We start from the raw sequence: 26,099 nt of genomic DNA on the forward strand, positions 1-26,099 counted from the left end.
CCCGACTCGGGGTGGCGGGGCAGCCAGCTTGCCCCCCAGAGGGGGCATGATTGAGGCCCTTCGGGGCATTGGGCTCCGGGCCCACCGACTGAAGAGTTTCGAGAGAAGGAATCGCCATGCGTCATCGCAAGTCCGGGCGCCCGCTGGGGCGCACTTCGGCTCATCGCAAGGCCATGTACCGGAACATGGTCACGTCGTTGCTCGAGCACGAGCGCATCACCACCACCGAGGCCAAGGCCAAGGAGCTGCGCCGCTTCGCCGAGCGCACGATCACCCGCGGCCTGAGCATCCAGGAAGCGCTGGCCAAGCCCGAGGCAGAGCGCACGGCGGCCGAGAAGGCGAGCATCGTGCACGCCTACCGCATGGCGGGCCGGCTGGTCCGCAGCCGCGAGGTGCTGGAGAAGCTATTCTCCACGATCGCGCCGCGCTACAAGGAGCGGGCGGGCGGGTACACGCGCATCGTGAAGACGGCTCCGCGTGCCGGCGACGCAGCTCGGATGGCGATCATCGAGCTGGTGGGCGAGTAGGCCACCGGCCTGGAGCGGGCCCGCATGGGCGCGAACAGGGGCGTTTCCCGCTGCGGCGGGGAGACGCCCCTGCTGCGTTTGGTTCGCCTGGGGTCGGCCTCGGGATTGCGGGCGAGGGATGGAGGCGCGCCAGGACGACTGTTTCCGAGCCGGCGCGGGGGCGTTTGCGCGGCTTTTTGGCGTTGATGCGGGGGTCTGCCTACGGTCCGAGGTGATGCTCGTTGCGCTGGCCGGAGCCACCTCGTTGACCGTGCTGGGGTTGCTGCTGGGAGCCGGGGCGTTGCTGGGGCTGTGGGCCCAGGCGCGCGGTCGGTCGGGGATGGGCGTGCATCGCCACACGGTGGCGCTCGGGAGCGGGCAGGCGCTGCACGTGGTGGAGCTGGAGGGGCGCCGGCTCGTCATCGGGACGGGACCCGGGGCGGCTCCTCGGTTGCTCACGGAGCTGACCACCGGGTCGAAGGACGCGGCCACCGAGGCGGAGGCCGGGCGGTGAGCCCCGAGTCCTGGCTGGTGCTGGCGGCGATGCCGGTGGTGCTGGTGGTGGCGACGGCGTTCACCAAGAGCAGCGTGGTGCTCGGTGCCCTGCGGGTGGGGCTGGGGGCCGAGGTGCTGCTGCCGTGGTCGGCCACGGCGGCGCTGGCGGTGGTGATCACGGGGGTGGTGATGGCTCCGGTGGGGCTGGAGACGATGGCGTCGATCGACGCGGCCGGGGGGCTCGATGCGATCTCGAGCGCGGAGGGCTCGGGCTGGTCGAGCGTGGCGGCACCGCTGCTCTCGTTCGTGGAGCGCCATGCGTCGCCCGAGGAGCTGCGGTTCTTCGCTCGGCTCTCGGGGGTGGACGACGGCGATCCCCGGGCGGTGGTGCCGGCGTTCCTGGTGACCGAGCTGGGCGAGGCGCTGCACATGGCGGTGCTGATCCTGCTGCCGCTGGTGATCGTGGATCTGGTGGTCGCACAGGTGCTGACGCTGCTGGGCATGGGAAACGCGCCGGGGCGCCTGGTGACGCTGCCGCTCAAGCTGCTGCTGTTCCTGGCGGTGGGCGGCTTCGACGTGGTGGTGGGCGGCCTGGTGGAGGGCTACGCGTGAGCGAGCTGGGAGCGCTGGTCCAGGATGCCCTGGGGCGTGCGGTGCTGGCCACGCTGCCGCTGATGCTGGTGGCGCTCGTGGGCAGCGCGCTGGCGGGCTGGGCGATGGCGCGGGTCGGCCTGCGGGACACGATGGCGGCGACGGTGCTGCGGGGGCTCTTGGTGCTGCTGGGGTTGGTGCTCTTGGCCGAGGGGCTGGCTGCGGGCGCTCGGGGTCTGGCCTCCGAGGCCTGGTCGCAGCTGGCCGCGGTGGGCCGAGCAGCCCGCTGAGCCCCGCTGAAATGGTCGAGATGGACGGCATCGAGACGGCGTGGCTGTGGTCCTCTTCGTTGGTCGCGCTGCGCTGGTGGGCGCTGCTGCAGACCCAGGTGCTGTGGCGGCGCGCGGTGGGGCCCTGGTGGTGGGCGATCTCGATGGGGCTGGCGGTGGTGCTCGCGGCGGGTAGCAGCACGGCCGAGCCGGTCGCCGTGGCGGTCGACCCGTGGAGCGCCGCGCTGGCGGAGCTGGGCCTGGGAGCGCTGGTCGGGGTGGTGGTGGCGCTGCCGGGACATGCGGCGCTGGGAGCCGCCGATCAGAGCGCGCGGGTGCTGGGCGCCGCTCCGGGGCCATGGCGAGCCCTGACGCTGGCGTTCGTCGGGGCGACCGCGATCTCGCTGGGGCTGCACCAACCGCTGCTGCGGGGGGCGCATGGGCTGCTCGAGGCGTGGCCGGTCGGCGATCCGCTGGGGTGGTCGCTGGGGGCGATGCCCGCACCGGGGCGGCTGATCCATGCGCTGGTCTTGCTCGCGCTCACGATGGCGACACCGGTCTTGCTGGCTGCGGCGGTGGCCGAGCTGGGCGCGCGTGCATGGGGGGCAGGCCCTGCGGTGACCGGGCCGGCCGCCGTGGCGGTGGCGCCGTGGCTGCGGGTGGCGGCGGCACTCGTGGCCACGGGGGCCTCGTGGGCGGCCTACGAGGCGATCTGGGCCGCGCGGGCGCTGGGAACGGATCCTGGGCTGGGCCCGCTGGGTTGATGCTGGGTCGATGATGGAGGGGCGGCGTCGCGAAGGATCGCAGGGCCGTGCAATGCTGCGGGACGTGCGACGAGGTCGTCCGCTCGGGGTCCGTGGTGCCGGCTCGGCTGGCTGGGCGCTCGTGCTGGCGAGCGCCTGCCAGCCCGACCCCGGGGCGCTGCCGAGCCTGGATGCGCTGCGCCAGCCCACGGGGCTCGCGGTTGCTCCCGATCGGCCGCTGCTGCTGGTGACCAACGGCAACTGGGATCGCGAGCAGACCGACTCGACGCTGATGGCGGTGGACCTCGAGACGCTCTACGTCGAGCTGGCGCGGCCGGGAGAGCCCGGAGATGGATCGCGACCCTGTCGCCGGGTGGCGGCCGGCGATCCGACGATCGAGTGCGACCCCGCGGCGTTCATCGACCCACGCACCACGGTGCGGCTGGGGACGGGTGCAGGCAACGTGGCCATGGATCGCCCGGCCGGGACGGACGGACCGCTGCGGCTGCTGGTGCCCACGCGCAGCCCCGCGTCGGTGACATGGGTCGACGTGCTGCCGGGTGACGAGCATCCGATCCTCGAGTGCGGCCAGGGCGAGGATGGGCGCTGCGGAGCGGACCACGAGATCCGGGCGTCGGTCTCCGACCGCCTCCCGGGCGAGCCGGCGCGGGTGATCGTGGATGATCAGGGCGCTCGCTTCGCCTACGTGCCGCACATCCTGGGGGGCGCGTTCTCCTTGCTCAACCTCGATGGACCGCGCGGGCCCGAGCTCGCCGACGTGGAGGGCGGCTTCTTTCGCGAGGCGCCGTTCGAGGACGAAGATCCGGCGGGGGGCTTTGGCGCGGCGGTGCGGGCCTGCGATCCGGATCTGCCCTCGCAGGAGAGCCGCGAGTGCACGCGGCCGTTCCTCTACGCTTCGCAGCGCTACTTTCCGGGCGTGCGCGCGCTGACGGTGGCTCCGGGCCTCGACCTCGTGCTGCCCGGGCGAGAGCTGTCGCTGACGGCGTTCGATCCCAAGGTCGTGGAGGGGCGTCCCTTCATGGGGGATCTGGCGTTCGAGGATCCCGCGGTGGGCGACCGCTTGCTGGTGGTGCAGACCACGCCTGCGGCGCTGCTACGGCTCGACACCCGCCTGGGGCCGGACGCTCGACCGGTCGACGCGCTGCTCGACACCGAGCCGCTGTGCGATCAACCCAACGTGCTGGCGATCCATCGGCCGCCGGGGGACGAGGCGCTGGCGCTGGTGACCTGTGCGGGCGAGGGGCGGCTGGCCGTGGTGGCGCTGGGGAGCTTTCGGCAGGTGGCCTCGGTGGCGGTGGGTGAGGGCGCATTCGAGGTGGTGGTGGATGCCGCGCGGCAGCAGGCCTATGTGTCCAATCCGCGAGAGGACACGATCTCGATCGTGAGCCTGGAGCACGGCAGCCCGCGGCGCTTCACGGAGTGGGCGCGCCTGGGGCTGGGGGCGGGCTCGCGTACGATCGACTGAGGCCGGGTCGTTGCGGGCGGGTGCGGATCAAAGGCCCACCACGGTGACGGGCCGGGGCTCGTGATCGACCCCGCCGTCGCCGAGCTGTCCGCGGCTGTTGTCGCCCCAGCAGGCCACGCGTCCGTCGGAGAGCCGCGCACAGCCGTGCGTGGCGGAGGGGGCGATCTCCACGATCTTGCTGATGCCCGGCACGGTGGTCGGGGTGCGGAGGGTACGGCCGGGGGATCCGCCGAACAGCCCCACGTCGTCGCGACCCCAGCACTGGGCCATGCCGGCGCTGGCGGCGACGCAGCCCTGCTGCGGCCCCATGCCCAGGCTGATGGCCGAGGTGACGTCCTTGACGGGGACGCGCGTGCTCCAGTCGCTCTCGGTCCCGGCCCCGAGCTGACCCACGTCGTTGCGGCCCCAGCACACGACCTGGCCGGTCTGCCGGCGCGCGCACGAGCTCCGCTCTCCCAGCTGGACCTCGGCGGCGTCGGTGAGCTTGGCGACGGCGACCGGATCGGGGCGCGGCGTGTTGAGCTCCTTGGCACCGGCGCCGTTGCCGAGCTGGCCGTAGAGGTTGTGCCCCCAGCAGGCCACGCTGCCGCTCTGCCGTACGGCGCACGAGTGCGAGCCGCCGGCCGCGAGCTGCTTGGCATCGCGCAGGTTGGCGACCGCCCCCGGGCTGCGGCGCTCGCCTCCCGCCGCGGCGCCGGCTTGGGCGAACTCGTTGTTGCCCCAGCACAGCACGTCGCCCGACGCTCGCCGCACGCACACGTGCTCGCGCCCGGCGGCCACCTCGACGGCGTCGCGAACGTCGGCCACCACCGGGGTGCGGCGGCTTGGCGCCTTGTTGCCGTCGCCGAGCTGCCCCTTGGCGTTGTCGCCCCAGCACGACACGGTGCGCTTGCTGGTCACGGCGCAGGCGTGGGCCCGGCCCACCGCGAGATCGACCGCATCGGTCAGGCCGGCGACCTCGACGGGGCGGCGGGCGTCGCCCTGGCCACCGTTGCCGAGCTGACCCTGCTCGTTGGCGCCCCAGCAGACGACGCGGCCCGAGCGGAGGCGGGCGCAGGAGAAGCCCTGGCCGGTGCCCACCTCCACCGCGTCGGTCACGTCGAGGGCGAGCAGGGCTCCGCCCGCCGTGTCGGGGCCCGGGGCGCCGGTGCCCAGTGCCCCTCCGTCGTTGCGACCCCAGCAGGCCACGCTGCCGTTGCGCGCCACGGCGCAGGTATGGCCGCGGCCGATCGAGAGCTGCTGGATCTGGCCCAGACCGGCAACCTTGACCGGGCCGGAGCGGGCCTCGGTGGTCCCGTCGCCGAGGCGTCCCTGCTGGTTGCTGCCCCAGCAGCGCACGGAGCCATCGCCCGCTCGGCCGCAGGTATGGCCCTCGCCGGCCGCGAGGGCCACGATGCCGCCCACGGCGACCTTGGTGGGCTGCCGTAGCGCATTGCCCGGCTTGCCATCGACCTGGCCCGCTCCGTTGGCGCCCCAGCAGGCCACCTCGCCGGAGGGTCGAGCGATGCAGGTGTGGGTCTTGCCGGCCGCGAGATCGACGGCGCCCTCGGTTCCGGCGGCGGCCCTCGGTTCCGCGCTCGAGCCGTCGCTGCCGTCGCCGAGCTGCCCCTGGCGCGCGTCACCCCAGCACAGCACGCTGCCCTGAGCCCGACGCACGCAGGTGTGGCCTTCGCCGGCGGCGAGCTGCTGGGCTCCGCTGATGCCCTGCACGCCCACCGGGGCCACGTAGGAGGCACGCCCCTCATTGCCGAGCTGGCGGCGGCGGTTGTCGCCCCAGCACACCAACGAGCCGGTCTTGCGGGCGGCACACACGTGATGCGAGCCGCTGGCCAGCGCGGTGGCGTCGACCAGGTTGCGGACCGAGACCGGCCGCGGGGCGCGGGGGCTGCCGGGGCTGCCACGACCATCGCCGAGCTGACCGAAGTCGTTGCGACCCCAGCAGATCACCTGGCCGGTGCCCATCAGCGCGCACGAGTGGTCGTCGCCCACGGCGAGCGCGATGGCGGCGTCGAGGTTGAGCACGGCGACCGGTGTCGGGCGATCGGTGGTGGTGCCGTCGCCGAGCTGGCCGAAGTCGTTGCGTCCCCAGCACCACACGGTGCCGCCCGATCGCCGCGCGCAGGAGTGGCCGGCTCCGGCGGCCACCTCGACCACCGGACCCTCGGTCTTGCCGGCCCCCGTGGTCGGGCCGCCTCCTCCCGGGGGCGTGGTGCCTCCGCCCCCAGCGGACGAGGGGCCCGAGCGGCAGCCGGTGACCAGCCCCGGGGCCAAGCCGAGCAGGAGGACCAGCGAGCACGACCAGAGCACCAGCCCAACGCGAGACCGACACTGAGACCAGCGAGACCGGCAGCGAGACCACGGCGGTACGGACGCAGGCATGGAGCGCGAGGATAACCCGCAAGGCCGGCCGCGATGATCGGGCCCCGGCGCGGCTCGGACGGGGTTGGGGCGGTTGTTGGCGGGGCGCACGGCGTTGCGCTAGATCGGCAGGCCAGTGGCCGACGATCGGACCCTCGCCCCGGGCCCCGCCCGCTGGCGTCGCGCCTGGGCGGCTGGGCTGCGGCCGCGGGCGCAGTGGCTTTGGCCCGCCGCGGCGGGTCTGCTGCTCGCCGCGGGGCTCGATGGCGTGCACGAGGCGGGTCCATCCTCGCTCGGGCTCGACGTGCGGCCGGGTGCGATCGCGCCGACGGCCTGGCTGGAGGCGGCGGCCGGGTGGCTCGCGGGATGCCTGGGGCTCGCCGGGCTGCTGGTCGTGCTCGTCACGGCCTTGGCGCGACGGCTCGGGTGGGTCTCGACGGTGGCGCGGCGGCGCCTGGGCGCGACACCGCGGCGTCCGTCCTCGATCGCGCGCCTGCTGCTCGTGGGAGTGGTGGGCGTGGGGCTCGTGCTCGCGCTCGCGGGGGTGGTGGCGGGCTCGGCCCGTGCGATCGATGCCAGCGAGGCGTCGCTCGGGGCGCTGTGGCTCGGCTGGGCGCGCCGGGGCACGGTGACGGTGGCGCTGGTGCTGCTCGGTGGAGCGGTCGTGGAGCTGTGGCTCGATCGCCGCGAGCGGGCCGCGAGCCTGCGGCAGACCCCGCAGCAGCGACGCGACGAGGCCCGAATGGCGGGGGCCCGGTGAAGGGGCAGGCCCGGTGAGCGCCCGTCGGGTCTCGGTGGCCGTGCCCGTCGCTCTCGACCGTGCGCTCACCTATGCCGTCCCCGACGACTGGGAGCAGCCGCCGGCGGCAGGCCGACGCGTGCTGGTGCCGCTGGGGAGTCGGGCGCTGGTGGGGGTGGTGCGCAGCGAGCACGACCCCTCGCCACCCGAGCGCCTCAAGGAGGTGCTGGCCGATCTCGACGACGACCAGCCCACGCTCACCGCCGAGCTGCTGACCCTGTGCGAGTGGCTGGCCGACTACTACGTGGCGCCGGTGGGGGAGGCGTATCGCCTGGCGCTGCCGGGGCTGTTGGGCAACGCGGACGCGCGCACCGCCCATGTGACGGAGGAGGGGCGCCGGGCGCTGGCGTTCGCCGGTCCGCTGCTGTCGCGAGGAGCGGCGCCGCTGACCGCCCCGGCGCGGCGCGTGCTCGAGGCCCTGATCGAGGCGGGGCCGTCGGGGCTGCCCGTGGCCCGGCTGTCGCGGCTGCGCCCGCGCGTGCCGCTGCGGCTGCTCTCCGAGCTGCAGGACCAGGGCCTGTGCACGCTGGCGTGGGCCGATGCCGAGGCCTCGCCCATGCGCACCGAGAGCTGCTTTCGTCGCACCGATCTGCTGTGGGGCGGCGCCGCCGACGAGGAGCGGCTCAAGCAGCACATCGGGCGCAGCAAGCAGCGGCGAGCGATCCTCGACTACCTCGAGGGCCAGCGCGACGCGGTCGACGGGACGCCGGACGACGACGGCTGGGTGCCCATCGGCGAGCTGCGAGGTCCGTTTCCCCGCGCGCGCGAGCTGCTCGCCCCGCTGGTGGTCGCGGCGCTCGTGGCCCAGCAAGAGCGCCCGCGGCGGCTCGATCCGTTCGCCACCGCGCCCGCGCCCGATCGGCCGCAGGTGCCCACCGAGGACCAGGCCTCGGCCCTCCGCACGCTCACGGCCGACGTGGACACGGGCGAGTTTCGCAGCGCGCTGCTGCACGGCATCACCGGCAGCGGCAAGACCGAGGTGTACCTCCAGCTCATCGCCCATGTGCGCGCCAAGGGGCGGGGGGCGATCGTGCTCGTTCCCGAGATCGCGCTCACCCCCCAGCTCGCCGATCGCTTTCGCGCGCGCTTCGGCGACGAGGTGGCGGTGCTGCACAGCGGGCTCACCCCCCATCAGCGGCTCGATGCATGGCACCAGATCCGCGCGGGCGGGCGCCCGATCGTGATCGGAGCGCGCTCGGCCGTGTTCGCCCCGGTGCCCGATCTGGGGGTGATCGTGGTCGACGAGGAGCACGACGGCTCGTTCAAGCAAGAGGACGGGGTGCGCTATCACGCCCGCGACGTGGCGCTGGTGCGCGCCAAGGGGCTGTCGATCCCGGTCGTGCTGGGCTCGGCCACGCCCGCGCTCGAGACGTTCGCCCTGGCGCGCCAGGGGCGGCATCGCTGGCTGCAGCTGCGGTCGCGGCCCACCCCGCGGCCGCTGCCCCAGGTCGAGCTCGTTCCGCTCACCGTGCACCGCCCCGATCCCGCCTCGTTGCTCACCGGCCGCATGCGCGACGCGGTCGACGAGGCGGTGCGCCGCGGCGGGCAGGCGATCCTGTTCCTCAACCGCCGCGGCTTCACCACCGATCTCCTGTGCGAGGACTGCGGCTCGCGCCAGCAGTGCCCCGACTGCAGCGCGCCCTCGATGACCTACCACCTGTCGCGCCACCGCATGATGTGCCACCTGTGCGGGCACATCGAGGCGGCGCCGCAGCAGTGCCGCTCGTGCGGCTCGGCCAAGCTGGTGCACGGCGGGGTGGGGACCGAGCGCGTCGAGCTGGCCCTGGCCAAGGCGCTGCCGGGGCTACGGGTGCTGCGGCTCGACCGCGACGCGGCCCGCGGCCGCCAGCTCCTGCAGACCCTGGCCCGCTTCCGAGCCGGCCAGGCCGACGTGCTGGTGGGGACGCAGATGCTGAGCAAGGGGCACGACTTTCCCGGCGTGACCCTGGTGGGCGTGCTGCAGGGCGATCATGGCCTGGGCCTGCCGGATCTGCGCGCGAGCGAGCGCACCTTCCAGCTGCTGACGCAGGTCGCCGGGCGGGCCGGCCGAGGCGCGGTGGCAGGGCGCGTGCTGGTCCAGGCGTGGCAGGTCGAGCATCCGGCCATCGTGTTTGCGTCGGAGCACGACTACCTCGGCTTCGCCGAGGACGAGCTGCCCCGGCGAGAGGCGCTGGGCAACCCGCCCGCGGGGCACCTGGCGCTCGTACGGATCCACGGCACCGACGCGGGTGCGGTCGAGCAGCGAGCCAAGCGGCTGGCGGCCGGGCTGCGGCCCCGGATGGCCCAGGTGCGGGCGGCCCATCCCTCCGATGATCCCGCGGCGCCGCCCGTGGTGATGATGCTGGGGCCGCTGCCCTCGCCGATCGAGCGCATCAACCGTCGCGTGCGCTACCAGCTGCTGCTGCGGGCCCGGCAGCGCGGACCGCTGCGGTGGTTGCTGGGCGAGCTGCGCCCGTGGCTGGGCGTGGAAGGCAGCGGCGAGGGCGAGACCATGGCGATCGTGGACGTGGATCCTCAGACCATGCTGTAGACTGCGCCGGCCGTGGCTCCCGAGGTGCTGATCGTCGGTGACGCGACCCGCAGGGCCGACCTGCTCGCGCGGGTCGAGGTCCTCGGCTACGACGCGGCGGTGGTTGGCCGTTCGGCGCTCGAGCAACGCATCGCACGGGGCCAGGTCCCCGGGGCGGTGGTCGTGTGCGCCGAGGACGTGGATGCGCGCGGCCTGATGGTGGCGCTGCGAGGCACCCGTCGCGGCTCGGGGGTGCCCGTGACCCTCTACGGACCGCTCTCGGGGGCGACCGGCGATCTCGCCGACGTGCTCGACATGGGGGCCGACCACTTCCTCGAGGCCCCCGCGACCGATCAGGCCCTCGCGGCGGCGCTCGAGGAGCTGCTCGGCCCCGGAGGCCCCGCCGTATCCTCCCCGGGCCACGCGGGGGCGGTGGCTCCTCGGCGGCGCGAGCCCAGCGACGCCTCGGTGGAGGAGCGCACGGGGGGCACCGAGGCCGTCCTGGGTCAGCTCCACCGCACGCTCGACCTGCTCGAGGCGCGCCTGCGCGAGCGCGACGACGACGAGGCCGACGACCTCGATCTCGACGCGCTGGGACTGCCTCCGGTCGAGCAGGAGCGCGGCGGGACGTTCGGGGGCCCGCCCGATCCCGCGACGCCACCGGAGCTGCTCGCCCCGGAGGCGGGCGCGGCCGCGCGGCTCGATCTGCCGCTCGCACGCACCGAGGCTGCGCTGCGATCCGGCTCGGGTGGCGCGCACGCCCGAGGCCGTCGCGAGCCGACCGAGCGCCTGGGGGACGACGACGGGCCACGGCATGGGACCGGTGCGCGGATCGACGACGCCACGGCCGTGGCCGCCAGCGAGGAGCGCCCCCGTCGGCACGCGCCGCTGCCCATCGACGAGCGCGGGCCGCTCGATCGCGTGGAGGTGCCGCGGCTCTTGTGGCTGCTCCACCGCGCGCGCTTCGATGGCGTGCTCGTGCTCGAGCGCGGGACCACGTGCGAGCGCGTGTGGTGGCGCGATGGCGAGCTCGTGCATGCGTCCAGCTCCCACGGGCCGCAGCGGTTCGTCGACGAGCTGCTCCACCGCGGCCTCATCACCCGCGACCGCCGGGACGTCGCGGGCCGGCTCGTGGCCGAGGAGCCCGGCAACGCCGGGGCTCGGCTGGTGCGCGCGGGCCTGCTCGATGCATCCGAGCTCCCGGCTGCGTTCCGCGACCACCTCACGGGCCTGGTGGGAGCCACGTTCGGCTGGCCCGACGGGCAGTGGGAGCTCGTGCGCGACGAGGCGCCCGAGGGCGCCGGGCTGGCCGATGCCCCGGTGGTGCTCGTGTTGGCCCACGGCGTGCGCCAGCGCCTGTCGAGCGCCCGGCTCACCACATGGCTCGACGGGGCGGACCGGTGCCCCCGCCTGCGCCAGGAGGCGATGGTGCTCGGCGGACCGTCGCACCTGGCCGAGCGCCTGCGCCTGCGCCCCTCCGAGGAGGCCTGGCTCCCGCGGCTCGATGGCACGACCCCCTTGCGCGAGCTGCTGGCGCGCCCGGGGACCGACGAGCACGAGCTGCTGGCGCTGGTCTACCTGCTCCACGTGATCGAGCACCTCGAGCTGCTCGATGCGCCGCTGGTCTCTCCGCCTCACGTCGATCCCGTCGCGCTCGCCACCGCCCGGATCCGCGACCGCCTGCGGCTCGCTCGCGAGGGCGACTACTTCGCGGCGCTGGGCTTGCCCCGCGACGCCGAGGCGCTCGAGGTTCGTCGAGCCCACGCCGATGTGAGCCGTACCTTTGCCGATCCCGAGCTGCCGCCCGCGGTGAGGACCGAGCTGCGGGCCGAGCTCGACGAGCTGCGGGACCTGCTCGACGAGGCCCGCGACGTCCTGGTCGACGAAGGCCTGCGCAGCGCCTACCTGGCCTACCTCGAGGAGCCCTGACCCCGATGAGCCGTCTGCGTGCAGCCTTCATGGGTTCTCCCGCGTTCGCGGTGCCCAGTCTCCATGCGGTGCATCGGCGCTGCGATCTGCGGCTGGTGGTGTGTCAGCCCGATCGCCCGGCCGGCCGCGGCCGCAAGCTCACCCCGCCGGCGGTCAAGCAGGCCGCGCTCGAGCTGGGGCTGGCCGCCGATCGGATCGATCAGCCCAAGAAGATGAGGGACGGCCGCCTTGCCGCGCGCCTTCGCGAGCTCGAGCTCGACGTGATCGTCGTGGTGGCGTTCGGCCGGATCCTCCCGCCCGACGTGCTGGCGGCCGCGCGCCACGGCTGCATCAACGTGCATGCCTCGAGGCTTCCGCGCTGGCGCGGCGCGGCGCCGATCCAGCGCGCCGTGCTCGCGGGCGATCGCGAGACCGCGGTGGCCATCATGCGCATGGACGAGGGCCTCGACACCGGCCCCGTGTACCGGATGATCGACACGCCGATCGGCCCGCTCGAGACCAGCGGCCAGCTGTTCGAGCGCCTGGCCGAGCTCGGCGCCGAGGCGCTCGACGAGTTCTTGGCCGCGTTTCCCGACGTGCCTTCACCCATCGCGCAGCCCGCCGAGGGCATCACCCACGCGGCGATGCTGCGCAAGGACGAGGGGCGGGTCGACTGGGAGCGCAGCGCGGCGGCCCTGGTCGATCACGTGCGCGGGATGGACCCGTGGCCGGTGGCCTTCTGCGTGCGCGATGGGGATCCGCTCAAGCTGTTCGACGCGCGGCCCTCGACGCACCCGCGGGGCGAGCACGGCCCGGGGACGGTGGTGGCGGTCGACGACGACGGCGTGCACGTGGCGGCGCTCGACGGGGTGGTGTGCATCGCCGTGGTGCAGCCGGCCGGCAAGCGCAGGATGCCGGCCGCCGCGTGGGCGGCGGGGCGTCGCATCCAGCCCGGCGTGCCGCTCGGGTGACCGACGCGGTCGACGAGCCGCACGGCGCTTGGGTCACTCGGGCGGGCGGGTGCTCCATCGCCGCACCTCGTGCGAGCGCATCGCGGCAAAGGTCGAGCGGGCGGGGAACACCAGCATCAACGGCTCGGGGGGGTGCACGCCCTCGGGGCGGGCCAAACCAGCCGGGGTTGCTCGGTACAGCCGATCGAATGCCTGATAGTGACCACCGAGGTGGACGCGATCCCAGTCGTGCCGGCCCAGGGCCAGGCCAGCCAGGCCCGAGGCGGTGATGCGCGCCAGCACGTTGGCCAGGGGATCGCGTCGATGGTGGATCCGCGGTCCGTCCTCAGCGAACTCGCAGCAAAACCACCACGTGCGTGGGTGCGAGGGCGAGCCCCCCACGACCTGCAGCTGGTAGCGAGCCCCCCAGCGCGCGAGAGTGGTGGCCAGCCCGGAGTGCTCGGCAATGGCCTCGGGCAGCGCCGAGTGGAGCGTGTGCTCGACCGCGGCGGCCACCTCGGCCTCGTTTCCCCACTCGGGCGGGGCGTCGAGCAGCGGACCCTCGCCAACCGGCCAGAAGTCCAGCGCGTCGGGCGGGGCCGGTCGTCCTTCGACCCATGGACACCCGCCCACCACGCGGCGGGCCACGCCATCCTCGAGCACCACGCGATCCCCCGGATCGAGCGTCAGCACGCGATCGCGCAGGGGAGGATGCGCCTGCTCGAGATCGTGGACGAAGCGCTCCCGGGTCACGGGAAACACCCGATGGTTGAGCCACTCGCTCGCCCCCCGGTACGCGAAACCACACGACGAGGGGATCACCGCGCGTGGATTCGTCTCCATCACCCGCTGCAGCAGCCCCCCGTAGGACCGCAGGGGAAAGCCCGGTGCGCCTGCGCTCACCGCCTCGAGCTCGAGCAAGGGCTGCCATGCCGCGAGCATCAGATCGAGCGTACCGAAGAGGCGCGTCACGATGCCGGTGGTCTCGGGCGTGAGCACGGTGTCGACGGCGTTCCAGCACGTGCCGCCGGGGTCGCTCACCACGAACCCGATCTCGACCACGGGGGCCTGCGATGGGGTGGTGAAGATGCCGGTCCGGCCGAGCGAGACGCGGCTCAAGGGCGGCAGCGCGTGCACGCGAGCGAAGCCGAGCTCGGCCAGGGTCTTGCGGAGCAGCCCGTCCTCGGGCACGAGGACCTCCGCCGCTCGCGGCAGCATGGCCAGGGAGCGCACGTCGAAGTGGTCGAGGTGCTGATGACTCACGACCACCGTGTCCGGAGGAGGCATCCGCTCGAATTCGAGCTCCCGTGGGGGATGGGCGGCGAACAGGCCGTCGTGGTGCGTATCGAACAGCACGGGATCGAACAGGATGCGGCGGTCCACGGTCTCCACCATCACGGTGGCGTGTCCGATCATGTCGATGATCATGGGTGACCTCCAAGGCGTGCGTGGGTCCGGGTGATGCACTCGGCGATGGCGTCGGCGCGCTCGGATGCCGCGTTCGCGCCCGGCTCGTCGCCCGTTGCGGCGCGGAGCTGGGCCAGGAGACGCCACGGTCGCTCTGCGAGCGAGAATGCATCGCAAGCCACGGACAAGAGCGCCTCGGCCTCGCTCAGCCGGCCCTCACGTGCCTCGTCGTTGCCCAGCAGCAGAGCGGCTCGCCCCCGAACGCGCGGATCATCGAGCGCGGCCCGCAGGCACGGACGCGCCCGCGAGCGCTCGCCCCTGCGCAGCCATGCGTCCCCGAGCGCATGGAGCAGCAAGCCATTGCGACCCACGCGAGCCCGTGCCTCGAGGTGGTGGTGGGCGGCCTCGGGCAGGCATCCGGCGCGCACCCACAGCAGTCCCAACGCCACGTGACCCCAACCCCGCCGGCTCACGTCGCGCTCGTGCTCCAGCCGGCACGCGAGCCGATGGAGCTGCTCGGGCAGCGGCGTGCGGGACTGCTGGACGAGCACGGCCGCATCCCGTGCGGGGTCGTCGCGATAGGCGGGATCGAGCCGGGCGGCCGCCTCGTGGTGCATCGATGCGTGCGGGGCATCGCACAGCGCCAGCAAGTGGCGGGTGGCGGCGCAGCTCGGCCAGCGCTCGGCTTCTCGCGCGAGCGAACCCACGACCGCCTCGCCCCGGCGCGCTCGTGCATCGAGGTCCGCGAGACGCACGTAGTGCTCGCGAGCCTCGTCGTCGCCGTTCCACCACGCCGCGAGGTGCTCGGCGAGGTGGCGGTAGCGTAGGGGGTGGAAACCGCTGTCGACCGAGCGCGCGATCGTCAGCAATTGCAGGCGTGGGCGCAGCGGATCGAGCTGGGCGAGCACGTCCTCGACCTCGATCCAGGGCACTCCGTGGCCATCCACGAAGTAGTCGAGGTCGATGTCGAGCACACGGGGCGCACGGGCGTCGAGGCTGGCGAGGTGGACGAGCGCGGTGGCGACCACGGGAACCCCGAACAGCTCGATCGAGGGGCCATGAGGGCCGGGCTCCAGGCTGTCGAGGTCGCATGGCCCGACCCCATCGACGCTCGTCAGGTGCTCGGCCCAGCGCAGCGGATCGGGGCACGAACGGGCGACGCGTAGCACGCGCCCGATCAGGCCCAGCGACCACGCGGCCAGCAGGAAGTCCTCGAGGTCGTACGACCAGGCCGTCGACGACGCCCAGCACACCGGCGCTTGCCGTGATTCGATCCGAGCCGCATCGCGGCAGCGATGCAGCGCCTCGATGCGCTCGGGATCGATGGCACGCAGATCGAGGTGAGCATCGAGGGTGATGATGGTCGCGCCTCGCAGTGCGTGCCGATACCAGATGGGCAGCACGCCGCCATGCTCCTCCACGATGAAGCACGTCGCATCGCGCAGAGGATCGTGTTCCGACGCGGGCGAGGGGGTAGTCGCGTTGCTTGACACCATTCGAGCGCGGTTGCTACGGTGTCCACCCGATTGGTCACGCAATAGGAGGCGCCATGGTGCAACGCAAGGCCGAGATCAGCAAGGATGAAGTCGCCGTCAGCAAGGTGATTCACAAGGCCGTCGTCGATGCGAAGTATCGCGCCGCGTTGCTCAAGGATCCGAAGAAGGTGCTCGGTGAGGCGCGCGGCAAGGCCATCTCTGCGAGCCTCACCATCAAGGTCCTCGAGGACACCGACACCGTGCGCCACATCGTCCTGCCGTACACCGGGCACGTGAAGGTCGAGACGCTCTCCGCCGACGACATCGAGGCGTTGCTCCCCATCGGGACCCGCTCTGGCTGTGCCGCGCTGCGGCGCCAGGCCGTGGACCCCTAGCGCATCGCCAGCGGCGTGTCCGCGCCGCGAGCGGGTGGAGCGAAGCGGTGCCCGCGATTCCCTTCGGCGACGCCTTCGAGCCCTTCGTTCACGATGCGCGCCGAGGCCTGGAGCTCCGCGCGGGACATGTCCAGCCAGCCGCCGTGGGCGGCGACCTGAGGCGGCGACTCTCCTCGCTCGGCTCACGCTGCCTGCTGGTCGAGCTCGCGCTCGGGTCGGCGGGCTCGCTCGAGGAGCCCTCGCCCGACTCCAGCGCTCGCCACGACGCGCTGATCGCCTGGCTGTGCGACGGTGGCTGGTCCGACGTGCTCGGGCGTGTGCCTGGCCTGGAGCCGCTGATTCATCGAAGCGTTCACGACTGGGAGCAGGCGATGGTCGAGCTATGGCAGCACGTGGAGCGCTCGGCATCTGCGGCGAGCTCGGTCGGACCACGTGCCGACGAGCACGTCGTCGGTGTGAAGGCCCCTCGACATGGATGGCGGGCCCACGCGCGGCTCGTTCGCTTCATCGAGCTGTCGAGCGGTCGTCGGGTGGTGCACCGCCCTCGGGGGCTCGTGCTCGATCGTGGCTTCGCCCGGCTGTTGCACTGGATCGGCGAGCGAGCCGACGTCCCCGAGCCGCGGGCGGCCTCGGTGCACGACGAGGGAGACCACGGCTGGCAGGCGTGGGTGCCTCATCGCCCGTGTCACGGCGCCGACGAGCTTCGGCGCTACCATCGACGCACAGGGGTCCTGCTCGGGGCTGCATGGCTGCTCGGAGCCACCGATCTGCACGCCGGCAATCTCGTGGCCGACGGCGAGCACCCGGTGCTCGTGGACCTCGAGACGCTGCTGCATCCGCGAGCCGCCGAGGAGACCGGGCCCGATGACGTACGACGCACGGGTCTGCTGCCTCACGACGGGCTGGGCGCGGATGCGGCGGGCCTCACCGCGCGCCCCGGCGTGCTCACCGGTCGCCCCGGTCTCGAGTGGGTCCACGTGGGGACCGACGCGATCGATCTACGTCGGGCGCCCGGCATCAGCCCTCGCTACCACAACCTGCCGGTCCTCGATGGAACCCCGGTCGGTGCGGTGCAGCATGTCGATGCGGTCGTCCATGGGCTCGTGGAAGCGCTCGAGGCCGTCATGGGTGAACGCGAGGCGTTGTTGTCGTGCAGCGGGCCGATCGCCGAGCTCGCCGAGGCGCAGACCGCCTTCGTGCTTCGCCCCGGAGACCTCTACCAGGTGCTCATCCAGCACTCGCTGCACCCGCGGGCGCTGGTCGACCCCGAGCAGCGTCGTCGCGAGCTGCACGAGCTCCATGCGGCCTCCCTGGCCGGCTCGAGCTTCGGTGCCCTGCAGCGGGTGGTCGATGCCGAGCTGGCCGCGCTCGAGCGGGCCGAGGCGCCCGAGCTCCGTGCGCGAGCTAGCGAGCGCGGGGTGATCCTGTCCGATGGGTCGACGATCCAGGATTGCTTCCCCTCGTCGGCCTGGCAGGCTTGCGTCCAGCGCATCATGACGCTCGATCGCTCCACCATCGCGGCCCAGGCCGAGGTCACTCGCAGGTGCCTGTCGTCCGTGAGCGCTGGCGGGGAGCGGCTGCGGTGAAGGCACCCTTCGACGTCGACGGCTCCGAGCCCAAGGGCTATCGCCTCGGTACCCACCGAGCCGTCGATCCCGAGGCCACCTGGGCTCGGGTGCGGCCGCACTTGCCGATGCTCGGGATCACCCGCATCGCCGATGTCACGCGGCTCGATCACATCGGCATTCCGGTCGCCCTGGCCATTCGTCCCAACGCGTGGAGTCTGTCGGTGGCCCAGGGCAAGGGCAGCCGCTGGGAGGAAGCCCGGGTCTCCGCCGCGATGGAGTCCATCGAGACCTGGCACGCCGAGCGGATCGAGCGGCCCTCGGTCGTGGCCAGCTACGCCGAGCTCCTCGAGCGTGGTCCCGTGCTCGGCCCCACGCGGCTCTCGCTGCTGCCCAACACCACCTGGCACCACCATCTGCCGCTACGCTGGACGCAGGGATGGGATCTGATGCAGCGCGAGCCGGTCTGGGTCCCGTGGGAGCTGCTGGACCTCGACTGTCGCGTCACGGCTACCCGCCCGGCCCCGTGCTTCCACGTCAGCTCCAACGGCCTGGCGTCGGGGAACACGCTGCTCGAGGCGAGCCTGCACGGCTTGCTCGAGGTCGTCGAGCGGGACTCGAGCGCACTTTGGCTCTGCCGGCAGCTGCTGGGGAACGCGGCGGCCACCAAGGTCGACCCGGGCACCATCGACGACCCGGGCGCGAGGCAGACGCTCGAGCGGCTCGATGCGGCCGGCTTCGAGACGGCGATCTTCGACGAGACCTCGTCGCTCGGAATTCCGGCGTTCGGCTGCAGCATCTACGAGCGCGAGCCGCTGTCGTGGGCCAACCCGCTGCCCAGCAACGCGGGCTCGGGTTGTCACCTCGATCGCGGCGTCGCGCTGCTACGGGCCCTGCACGAGGCGGCACAGAGCCGGCTCACCTGCATCGCGGGCTCTCGCGACGACATGCCCTGGCGGGACTACCGGGACGTGCAGGGCCCCGCGCGGGCCTCCGACGCGCCGCTGCCCGAGGTCTATCGGCTGCCCGTGGCCCGCGACTATCGCGACGTCCCGGCGTTCGCCTCGGATGACCTGGCCCAGGATCTGCGCACCGTGCTGGCGGCGCTGCGCACCGAGGGCATCGATCGCGTGGTGGTCGTGAGTCTCGAGCGTCCCTCCGTGGGCATTGCGGTGGTGCGGGTGGTCGTCCCGGATCTGGAGTACCTGGGTGATGGCGGCGAGGCGCGGCGGATCGGCCGGCGTGCGCGTGCGCTGCTCGGGCGGTAGCTCCGGTTGGGCTCAGGACGCCGAGGCCAGCCATGCGCGGGCGAGCAGACGATGCAGCGATCGTCGGCCGTCGATGCCGCGGCGGCGCATCCATGCGTCGAGGTCGTCGGGCACGGGCTGGCCGAGCCGGTCGAAGTGGCTCTGCACCAGCACGTCGAGCCCTGGGGGCTCTGCCTCACGCCGGGCATGGACCTCCGAGGCCGCGGCGCGGGCGTGGGGCGCGTAGCAATCGGACCACTTGAGTTCCGCGAGCAACCACTCGTTGGGGCGGTCGAGGAACCTGCGCTTCATCAGCTCGACGAGCGCAAAGCGCTCGATCAATGCCTCGAGCTGGTCGGGATCGAGGTCGTTGTCCACACACCACGCTGCGCCGTCCTCCGGAGACTGCCAGCCCAGCCGTTGCTCGAGCGAGTGACGTGCTCGCTCGACGTCCTCCGGGGACGGCTCGAGCCCGAGCCGAATCCCGAGCTGGACCGCCAGCTCGTGGCTCGCGGCACGGTCGAGCAGGCTCTCGAACCCCGGCATGGTCAGCCGGGCGTGATCGAGCACGTCCTGAACGCGAGCTCGCCCGGTGGGATCGCCGAGGATCGGCGCATCGCGGTACCGAAGGTCGTGCAGGAACGTCGTGCGTGCGACCGGCCCCGGGGCGGGGTCCGGGGCGGGCGGCTGCGCTCGAATGTAGCGGAGCAGGGCTCGCGCATCGGCAGCTTTCTGGTCGACGGGTTGCTCCCGCACGAAGGTACGCAGCGCCGAGATCGTCGCGGCGTCGAGCCCCATCGCCGCCGTGTGCTCGAGCAGGCGGGGCCACTGGCGTCGCATGTAGGGGAGCGCCGAGGCGGCGCCGATCAGCTCGTCGCGCTCGCGTGCCGTGAGCAAGCCCTGGTCGTGGCCGGCATCGAGTGTGGCCCGGATGTTGACGAGGGCCTCGGACAGCGCGCGGTACCCCGTGCTCGCCGGGCCGTGCTGGATGGCGACCTCGTCGTCGCCATCGAAGCGACCGTCACGATAGGACTCGAAGATCGATCCCACTCCCTCCATGCCGAAGGCATGCAGCTCGGCGGCTCGCAGGGCACCCATGCTCGCAGCCCCGACCACGCGTACGCCCTGCTCGAGCGCCAGCAGGATCTCCTTGTGCCAGACCGAGGGCACCGCTTCGAACAGGCCATCCACGATGCCGATCCACTCGGGGCGAAGCGGGAGCAGCCCGGCCACGTCGCCCTGGGCCACCGGAGGGCGAAAGTGGGCGTGGGGCAGCACCGCGCGGGCCTGGTCGATCGGCAGGCTGGGTCCGAGGAAGACGTAGCAGCCTCCCGTCGCGTGGTTCCCATGCATCCGGCAATCCGTTGGTGACTCAGGATTGGTCGCGGTGCTCCGAGCCCTGGCCCTCAGGATCGGTCGGCAGGAATGCCAGCAGTCGCTCCCGCAGCTCGTCGGGCAGCGCCGTCGAGCGGCCGCTCGCATAGTCGTACCACACCACCGCGCCCTCGCCGTGGGCAGCGCGGCGGCCTCGGTCGAGGCTGTGGATCTCGTAGCGCATCGTGAAGCTCTTGGTGCCCACGCGGACGATCGAGGCCAGCACGCGCACCGTGTCGGGGAACGTCAGCGGCAGCTCGAACGTGCAGGTGGCGCTCGCGAGGATCGGCGCCTGCGTCAGCTCCACGCGCTGGTGAGGAACCTGGGCGTCGTAGAAGAAGGCGATCCTCGCCGACTCGAACCACCGAAAGTAGACCGTGTTGTTGACGTGGCCAAAGGCGTCCATGTCGCCCCAGGCCACGGGAAGCTCGATGCTCACGGGTGCTCTCATTCGAAGATCTCCAGGCGCTGGTTGGGACGCACGTCGTAGAGGATCGCCGTTTGGCCCGAGGCTGGCCAGTGCACCTCCACCCGGTGCAGCGGCGCCCGCACGTCCCCGAGGCCGAAGTGGGCGATCGCCTCGCCCTGACCGAACAGGTGCCCGCCCACCCCGATGATCCGCACCTGCCAAGGCGCGCTCGGCTCGGTCCAAACCCGGATCCGCGCGCCCAGCCCCTGTGAGTTGCCGCCCGCGCCCCGCACCTGGACCTCGAGCCATGCCGCCCCCTCGTCCACGTCGTTGCGGTAGAGGGCCGGGGGCTCGGTGTTGCCCGCGACCAGGAGATCGAGGTCACCGTCGCGGTCGTAGTCGAACGCCACCAAGCCGCGGCCCTGCCCGGGGTAGTCGAGCCCGCGCAGCGAGGACTCCTCGGTCCATGGGGACTCTGGGTTGATCCCCCCGTTGATCCATAGCCGCAACGGATCGCCCACGAACTGCATCGAGGGCCACCCGGCGGCCAGGGCGAGGTCGAGGTCGCCATCGAGATCCACGTCGAATGCGGTCGCGGTCCAGCCCCAGCCGCCCTCGCGCACCCCGAACGCATCGGTCGCATCCGCGAAGCTGCGAGCGCCCACGTTGCGATACAGTCGGTTGCCGTCGTCCTCCGTGCCCGGGTTCCAGATCGACGACACGAACCAGTCCAGGTCACCATCACCGTCGAGGTCGCCGAACGCCGAGCCCATCCCGTTGGTCTCGGTGCCCACGCCCGCGGCCTCCGTGCCGTCGTGGAGGCCCGCCGGGCCGTCGTTCCAGAACAGGCGGCTCGTGCCGAAGTCGGCCACGAGCGTCAGCTCGGGCCAGCCGTCGTCGTCGAGATCGACGAACGCAGGGGCGAACCCGAACGCGCCGGGGGTGATGGCGATCCCGGCGGTCACCGCCTTCAGATCGATCCCCATGGCATCCGTCACGTCCTCGAAGTTCCCCGCCGCCACGCCTCCGCGGTTGTGGAGCAGGCGGTTCAGGCCCGGCGCCGGGCCCAGGAGCAGCTCGTTGCGCCAGTCGGCCACGAACACGTCCACCCAGCCGTCGAGGTCGTAGTCGCCCACGGCGATCCCCATGCCCACGTGGACATGGGGCGACTCGATCGCCGCTCCGCGCTCACGGGCCTGCTCGTGGAAGGTGCCGTCGCCCAGGTTCACGTAGAGGTGGTGCCGCGTGCCGCCGAAGCTGGTCAGCAGCAGATCGAGATCCCCGTCGCCCTCCGTGTCGAGCCACGCGGCGCCACCGGCCGGCGCAGGCGAGTGCAGGCCGGCCTCGATCGCCACGTCTTCGAACGTTCCGTCGCCGCGGTTGTGCATCAGGTGGCCCGGCCCGTCCATGCGGCCGAGGTAGACGTCGGGCCAGCCATCGCCGTCGTAGTCGCCCACCGCGGCCGCGCCCAGGAAGCGCTCGGGGATGCAGTAGTCGTGATCGCCCGGGGGGTCGTGGATCGTGCTCAGCAGGCAGAACGGCGGGATCTGGAACGCGCCGGGGTCGAGCCCGTGCAGACCGGCCTCGTGGGTGACGTCGACGAAGCGCTGGGTCGGCGGTGGGTGCTCGGGAGGGGGAGGAGCGGAGCCCACGTCGAGGAGCACCGAGGGGGGCTCGGGAGGATCGGGGGGCTCGCCGTCGTCGACGGTCGGGCGGCGGCTGGGCGGTGGGGATCCGGCGTCGGGGAGGGCCGGTGCGTCGCCGGTCGAGGTGCTCGGGTCCTCGTCGGCGGGAGCAGGCAAGAGCAGCTCGCCGCAGCCCACGGTGCCACCCAGGGCCATGAGCACCGCGATCGTCCTGCTACGCGTCCGCATGGCCGCGATGACCTCCTCGAGTCACCATCGTACGAGGAATGCCGGGCGTTGGCGATGGGCGGCGCGCGTACCGTCCGAGTGATCCTGTTGGAGGGCTGGCGGTGGGATGGGAAACGTTGCTCCGGCTCGACACGACAGGGACCCCGGGCTACCGTCCCAGTCGTCATGTGGCTGCGTGAGCTGCGGGTGAAGAACCTCAAGCGCCTCCGCGATTTCACGCTCGAGCTGCGGGGGGCGGACGGAGAGCCGCGCAAGTGGACCGTGCTCATCGGGCCCAACGGAACGGGGAAGACCTCGCTGTTGCAGGCGGCCGCGCTGGCGGCGGCGGGGAACTTCCGGGCCGACGACCTGGTGAAGGACATCCGGGCATCGCTGCCGGACGAGCGGCTGCGGCAGGACATACCGTTTCGAGCGGGGATGAAGGTCGGGTCTCCGCTCCGACGATTCAAGTACGCCGAGGTCGACATCTCGGCCGACTTCGTGTTCGGCCCCTCCGGTCGCTCGCTGCCCGAGGTCCATCCGCTGCGCGATGGACGGGAGCTTGGCGTGGACCACGTGCTTCGCAGTCGGATCCGGGTGAGCCCCGATCGCTCGGTGGCTGGAAACGCCGACTATGTCGACGCCTCCGCGTTCCCGTTGGGTACGGAGGACGCCGAGGACCCTACGATGCGGCGCGAGCGAAGCGGTGATCGGGATTCCGACCCGCTGGTCGCGGCTCGGGAGGACGACCTCCCTCTGTGGTTCGTGGCGGGCTACGGAGTGCAGCGTGACCTGCCCGAGGACGCGCTCACGGTCACTCGTCCCGAGCGTGCATCCGTCGATCGCCTGCGACCCCTGTTCGGCCCGCGTCAGCTCATCGGTCCCAACTTCCAGGCCTTGTTCGAGCCCGAGGTCGCGCGGAAGTACGCACAGCTCCTGCGCGACGTGCTGATGTACACCAAGCAGATCGTACCCGGCATCGAGGAGATCGAGCTGCGTGGACGAGGCGGGGTCTCGAAGCCCGAGGATCTCGTCCACGGCCACCGCTTCCTGCAGCGGGTCAAGGGCCAGGATCTGAAGCTCCCTGCGCGGTGGCTCTCCCACGGCTACCAGTCCTCGCTTGCCTGGGTCGCGGACCTCGTGGGGCAGATCGTGCTCGAAGGAGGGCCGGAGACGCCGCGTGAGGGCATCGAAGGCCTGGTTCTCATCGACGAGATCGATCTCTACCTCCATCCCAGGTGGCAGGTGGGCCTCATCCAGGCGCTCCGCGAGACGCTGCCCAGCATGCAGTTCATCGCGACCACGCACTCGCCGATCCTCCTCAGCGCCTTCCACCGCGAGGAGGTCGTGATGCTCGACTTCGACGACGAGGGCAACGTCGTGCAGGTCGACACCCCCCGCGACCCACGGCTCTTGACCGGCTCGGAGCTCTACGAGCTGTTCTTCGGCATCGACAAGCTCTACCCGGCCGAGCTCGGCGAGCAGCTCGAGCGCTACGTGCGGATTGCAACCGATCCGTACCGCACCGACGTGGAGGATGAGACCGCTCGACGTCTGCTCGAAGGTCTGCGCCGGGAGGACATCGACCCCGGGGTTCCGATGGCTCTGCGCAGGCGCGGGGATCAGGTCGGGTAGCGCGCACGATGATTCGGATCGATCGAGGCGACGAGCCGGAGGGCTTGGTCCTGGCGCGTGACGAGCACCTCGCCAGGGCGAGGTTGCGTGGAGGCCCTCCGGTCGAATTTCGCGGTTACGAGGCCGCTCGAGGCACACTCGCTGCACGTCAGCTCTACAAGTGTGCCTACTGTGAGCTGACCACGCGTGAGGAGGCAGCACCCGTCGAGCACTATCGCCCCAAGGTCGAGGCCAAGGACGTCGACTGGGGTGGTCTCACCGCGAGGAAGGTACCCAAGACGACCGACTTCGAGGACGACGCACGCTTTGCTCGCGGTCTCCCGCCGGTACGCGATGGCTTCGACCGAGTCCGGTGGACGTCGAGACCTGGATACTGGTGGTTGGCGTGGACCTGGGAGAACCTCGTGTTCGGTTGCTCGGGCTGCAATTCGGGCGTGAAGCACAGCCGCTTCCCGCAGGCCAGGACCGCGCGCGTGCTCGAGGAACACGAGGTGCCGCCGGGCGGCGAGGATGCGCTGCTGCTCGATCCCGCGGACTCGACCGAGGATCCGATCGAACACGTCCAGTATCGCCGGGTCTACAATCGCTGGATCCCCACACCGCGCGACGGGAGTCTCCGAGGCGCGTGGACGATCGCGCTGCTTCGACTGGACTCGAGTCCCGCGCTCCTGACGGCCTACGACCGGCGCATCAGGAGGCTCGAGAGTCGTGCGCATGCCTTCGATGCGGCGTGCGCGTCTGGAGCTGCGATCCTGCTGGAGGCGTGGAAGGGACTCTGCGCCGAGGTCTTCGCTCCGAACGAGGAGTTGCTCGGTCTCACCTATGACTGGCTCGACGCTCGTTATCCCGACCACTGGCGTCACGAGCATGACCTGATGCTGGACAAGCCGATTCTCCGCGTCGGCGGGGTCGAGCGTGGCGTGGCCTCCAGGTCAGCCGTGCCCCCGCTCGATGGTCTCGATGGCTTGCCCGGTACGCTTTGCGACCACATCCGTGTCGCTCGCAACTACCACGTGCCCGCCGGCAAGCGCGAGCAGCCGAGCATCGAGCACAAGCCCCTGCCCGAGCTCATCACCGAGATCCTCGGCCACCGCCCCGGTGCCACCGACGACGAGCTCGCGACGTTGCTCAACCGCAAGCCCGCGACGATCCGCAAGCATCGCCGATAGCCGGCTCGGTGCGTCAGCCGGGAATGCTCGCGCTCGAGTAGCCTCCCCGGAGCAGGATCCGTCCGAGCCATCGCGAGGTGCGCTTGGTGGACAGCTCGAAGTCGAAGGCATCGGCCAGGCGGTCCATGATGCCGAACACGAACGCGACCTGGAGGGCCTGGTCCATCGCGCGTTCGTCGACCCCGGCGTCGCGCATGGCCTGTGCGTCGGCCGGGCCGAGGGACTCCGGGTCGAGCACCAGCTTCTCGAGGAAGTCGAGCGTGGCTCGCAGGCGAGCCGAGAGCTCCACACTGCGGTGATCCTCGAGCACCGCTTCGACGAACGCGCGATCCAGCTTGGCTGCCACCGCGACCGCGGTGTGATCACCCGTTCAATAGGCGCACGCGTTCTTCTTGGACACGAATGCCGCGAACAGCTCGCGCTCGGCCACCGTCCACGACGATGGACCTCGCATGGCCGCGTGGAACAGCGGCGCCGCGTGCTTGCCAAAGTACCGTCGGCGGTACGAGAACACCTGGATGGGCCCCGGGAACGCACCGATGACGGCGCGCATCAGGCCGCCCACCAAGCGCTGGAGCGGCGAGAGCCCCGACACGAGGTCTACCCTCATGGGGCACCCCCAGCCATGACCTTGCGGCCGAGCTCGAGGCGCGCCAGCGAGGCACCCACGGCCGCCCCCACGGTCACGTCGAAGATCTCGGTCGTGGACAGACCGGCCTTGCGAAGCTCCTCGATGTCCTCGTCCACGACCTTGAACGGCTCCTTGCCGACCTTGTCGACGTAGGCCTGCAGCCCGGGGTCGAGCTCCGTGCCTTCGAGCCCCACGCCGAGCCGCGCCGCGGTGCGCTTGGCCGCGTTCCTGCGCAGCGGCGCCAGCGGATCGTCGCTCTCGAACAGGCTCGCCAACATCTTCTCGAGGATCGTGTCGAAGTCGAAGCTCATCGCGTGCTCCCGTT

24 protein-coding genes are annotated in these 26,099 nt (G+C 72.3%); 15 read left to right on the top strand and 9 right to left on the bottom strand.

Going from position 1 to position 26,099, the window contains the following annotated elements:
* Nucleotides 1–116 precede the first annotated feature (116 nt).
* The 6 genes from rplQ (at nucleotide 117) to OEB96_RS11820 (ending at nucleotide 4,090) form a co-directional block, all read left to right on the top strand.
* Complete coding sequence (rplQ, locus tag OEB96_RS11795) at nucleotides 117–527, top strand: 50S ribosomal protein L17 (protein ID WP_266215670.1); 411 nt, start codon at nucleotides 117–119, stop codon at nucleotides 525–527.
* A gap of 214 nt (nucleotides 528–741) precedes the next feature.
* Entirely contained in the window at nucleotides 742–1,020 is a 279-nt protein-coding gene (locus OEB96_RS11800) for a flagellar biosynthetic protein FliO (protein WP_266215671.1), read from the top strand.
* Nucleotides 1,017–1,613, top strand: a complete 597-nt coding sequence (locus OEB96_RS11805; protein ID WP_266215672.1) for an EscR/YscR/HrcR family type III secretion system export apparatus protein — start codon at nucleotides 1,017–1,019, stop codon at nucleotides 1,611–1,613. The genes OEB96_RS11800 and OEB96_RS11805 overlap by 4 nt, the downstream gene beginning before the upstream one ends.
* Entirely contained in the window at nucleotides 1,610–1,882 is a 273-nt protein-coding gene (locus tag OEB96_RS11810; protein WP_266215673.1) for a hypothetical protein, read from the top strand. The genes OEB96_RS11805 and OEB96_RS11810 overlap by 4 nt, the downstream gene beginning before the upstream one ends.
* Before the next feature lie 11 nt (nucleotides 1,883–1,893).
* Nucleotides 1,894–2,625, top strand: a complete 732-nt coding sequence (locus OEB96_RS11815) for a hypothetical protein (RefSeq protein ID WP_266215675.1) — start codon at nucleotides 1,894–1,896, stop codon at nucleotides 2,623–2,625.
* Between the two features lie 64 nt (nucleotides 2,626–2,689).
* A complete protein-coding gene (locus OEB96_RS11820) occupies nucleotides 2,690–4,090 on the top strand; it encodes a YncE family protein (RefSeq protein WP_266215676.1) in 1,401 nt (466 codons plus the stop codon).
* A gap of 27 nt (nucleotides 4,091–4,117) precedes the next feature.
* On the opposite strand, the gene OEB96_RS11825 is transcribed toward OEB96_RS11820, so the two are convergent.
* Nucleotides 4,118–6,397, bottom strand: a complete 2,280-nt coding sequence (locus OEB96_RS11825) for an RCC1 domain-containing protein (RefSeq protein WP_266215677.1) — start codon at nucleotides 6,395–6,397, stop codon at nucleotides 4,118–4,120.
* A 187-nt stretch (nucleotides 6,398–6,584) separates the two neighbouring features.
* Here OEB96_RS11825 and OEB96_RS11830 point away from each other — a divergent pair, with 187 nt between their 5' ends.
* The 4 genes from OEB96_RS11830 to fmt are packed head-to-tail and all read left to right on the top strand — an operon-like array spanning nucleotide 6,585 to nucleotide 12,635.
* Nucleotides 6,585–7,208: a hypothetical protein gene (locus OEB96_RS11830; protein WP_266215678.1), complete on the top strand. Its 624-nt coding sequence runs from the start codon at nucleotides 6,585–6,587 to the stop codon at nucleotides 7,206–7,208.
* Nucleotides 7,209–7,221: 13 nt separating this feature from the next.
* Nucleotides 7,222–9,777, top strand: a complete 2,556-nt coding sequence (gene priA, locus OEB96_RS11835) for a replication restart helicase PriA (protein WP_266215679.1) — start codon at nucleotides 7,222–7,224, stop codon at nucleotides 9,775–9,777.
* A 12-nt stretch (nucleotides 9,778–9,789) separates the two neighbouring features.
* Nucleotides 9,790–11,685, top strand: coding sequence for a DUF4388 domain-containing protein (locus OEB96_RS11840; RefSeq protein WP_266215680.1), 1,896 nt, complete (start codon nucleotides 9,790–9,792; stop codon nucleotides 11,683–11,685).
* Nucleotides 11,686–11,690: 5 nt separating this feature from the next.
* Nucleotides 11,691–12,635, top strand: coding sequence for a methionyl-tRNA formyltransferase (fmt, locus tag OEB96_RS11845; protein WP_266215681.1), 945 nt, complete (start codon nucleotides 11,691–11,693; stop codon nucleotides 12,633–12,635).
* A 33-nt stretch (nucleotides 12,636–12,668) separates the two neighbouring features.
* Here the strand turns inward: fmt and OEB96_RS11850 are convergent, their stop codons facing one another.
* Nucleotides 12,669–14,042, bottom strand: coding sequence for an MBL fold metallo-hydrolase (locus OEB96_RS11850; RefSeq protein ID WP_266215682.1), 1,374 nt, complete (start codon nucleotides 14,040–14,042; stop codon nucleotides 12,669–12,671).
* Nucleotides 14,039–15,424 (bottom strand): hypothetical protein, encoded by a 1,386-nt coding sequence (locus tag OEB96_RS11855; RefSeq protein ID WP_266215683.1) that lies wholly within the window; start codon nucleotides 15,422–15,424, stop codon nucleotides 14,039–14,041. Before OEB96_RS11855 ends, OEB96_RS11850 begins: the two co-directional genes overlap by 4 nt.
* A 146-nt stretch (nucleotides 15,425–15,570) precedes the next feature.
* Between OEB96_RS11855 and OEB96_RS11860 the strand changes: the two genes are divergently transcribed.
* Genes OEB96_RS11860 through OEB96_RS11870 form a run of 3 tightly spaced genes read left to right on the top strand, consistent with a single transcriptional unit; the run spans nucleotide 15,571 to nucleotide 18,724 of the window.
* The gene (locus OEB96_RS11860; RefSeq protein WP_266215684.1) at nucleotides 15,571–15,891 is read left to right on the top strand and encodes a nitrile hydratase subunit alpha; all 321 of its coding nucleotides are present in this window, start codon (nucleotides 15,571–15,573) and stop codon (nucleotides 15,889–15,891) included.
* A 47-nt stretch (nucleotides 15,892–15,938) separates the two neighbouring features.
* Entirely contained in the window at nucleotides 15,939–17,477 is a 1,539-nt protein-coding gene (locus OEB96_RS11865; protein ID WP_266215685.1) for a DUF4135 domain-containing protein, read from the top strand.
* Entirely contained in the window at nucleotides 17,474–18,724 is a 1,251-nt protein-coding gene (locus OEB96_RS11870; RefSeq protein WP_266215686.1) for a YcaO-like family protein, read from the top strand. The genes OEB96_RS11865 and OEB96_RS11870 overlap by 4 nt, the downstream gene beginning before the upstream one ends.
* A gap of 12 nt (nucleotides 18,725–18,736) precedes the next feature.
* On the opposite strand, the gene OEB96_RS11875 is transcribed toward OEB96_RS11870, so the two are convergent.
* From OEB96_RS11875 to OEB96_RS11885, 3 genes are read right to left on the bottom strand one after another with little or no spacing between them, the layout of a single operon-like run.
* Complete coding sequence (locus tag OEB96_RS11875; RefSeq protein ID WP_266215687.1) at nucleotides 18,737–20,056, bottom strand: TfuA-like protein; 1,320 nt, start codon at nucleotides 20,054–20,056, stop codon at nucleotides 18,737–18,739.
* Between the two features lie 19 nt (nucleotides 20,057–20,075).
* Nucleotides 20,076–20,516 (bottom strand): acyl-CoA thioesterase, encoded by a 441-nt coding sequence (locus OEB96_RS11880; RefSeq protein ID WP_266215688.1) that lies wholly within the window; start codon nucleotides 20,514–20,516, stop codon nucleotides 20,076–20,078.
* A gap of 8 nt (nucleotides 20,517–20,524) precedes the next feature.
* Entirely contained in the window at nucleotides 20,525–22,360 is a 1,836-nt protein-coding gene (locus OEB96_RS11885; RefSeq protein ID WP_266215689.1) for a CRTAC1 family protein, read from the bottom strand.
* A 165-nt stretch (nucleotides 22,361–22,525) separates the two neighbouring features.
* Between OEB96_RS11885 and OEB96_RS11890 the strand changes: the two genes are divergently transcribed.
* Nucleotides 22,526–23,974: an AAA family ATPase gene (locus OEB96_RS11890; protein ID WP_266215690.1), complete on the top strand. Its 1,449-nt coding sequence runs from the start codon at nucleotides 22,526–22,528 to the stop codon at nucleotides 23,972–23,974.
* Nucleotides 23,975–23,982: 8 nt separating this feature from the next.
* A complete protein-coding gene (locus tag OEB96_RS11895) occupies nucleotides 23,983–25,143 on the top strand; it encodes a hypothetical protein (protein WP_266215691.1) in 1,161 nt (386 codons plus the stop codon).
* Nucleotides 25,144–25,156: 13 nt separating this feature from the next.
* On the opposite strand, the gene OEB96_RS11900 is transcribed toward OEB96_RS11895, so the two are convergent.
* The 3 genes from OEB96_RS11900 to OEB96_RS11910 are packed head-to-tail and all read right to left on the bottom strand — an operon-like array spanning nucleotide 25,157 to nucleotide 26,085.
* Nucleotides 25,157–25,489: a carboxymuconolactone decarboxylase family protein gene (locus tag OEB96_RS11900; RefSeq protein ID WP_266215692.1), complete on the bottom strand. Its 333-nt coding sequence runs from the start codon at nucleotides 25,487–25,489 to the stop codon at nucleotides 25,157–25,159.
* A 24-nt stretch (nucleotides 25,490–25,513) separates the two neighbouring features.
* Nucleotides 25,514–25,753: a carboxymuconolactone decarboxylase family protein gene (locus tag OEB96_RS11905; RefSeq protein ID WP_266215693.1), complete on the bottom strand. Its 240-nt coding sequence runs from the start codon at nucleotides 25,751–25,753 to the stop codon at nucleotides 25,514–25,516.
* A complete protein-coding gene (locus OEB96_RS11910) occupies nucleotides 25,750–26,085 on the bottom strand; it encodes a carboxymuconolactone decarboxylase family protein (RefSeq protein WP_266215694.1) in 336 nt (111 codons plus the stop codon). Before OEB96_RS11910 ends, OEB96_RS11905 begins: the two co-directional genes overlap by 4 nt.
* Nucleotides 26,086–26,099 lie beyond the last annotated feature (14 nt).

Source organism: Paraliomyxa miuraensis (genome assembly GCF_026337845.1).
Lineage (GTDB): Bacteria > Myxococcota_A > Polyangia > Nannocystales > Nannocystaceae > Paraliomyxa > Paraliomyxa miuraensis.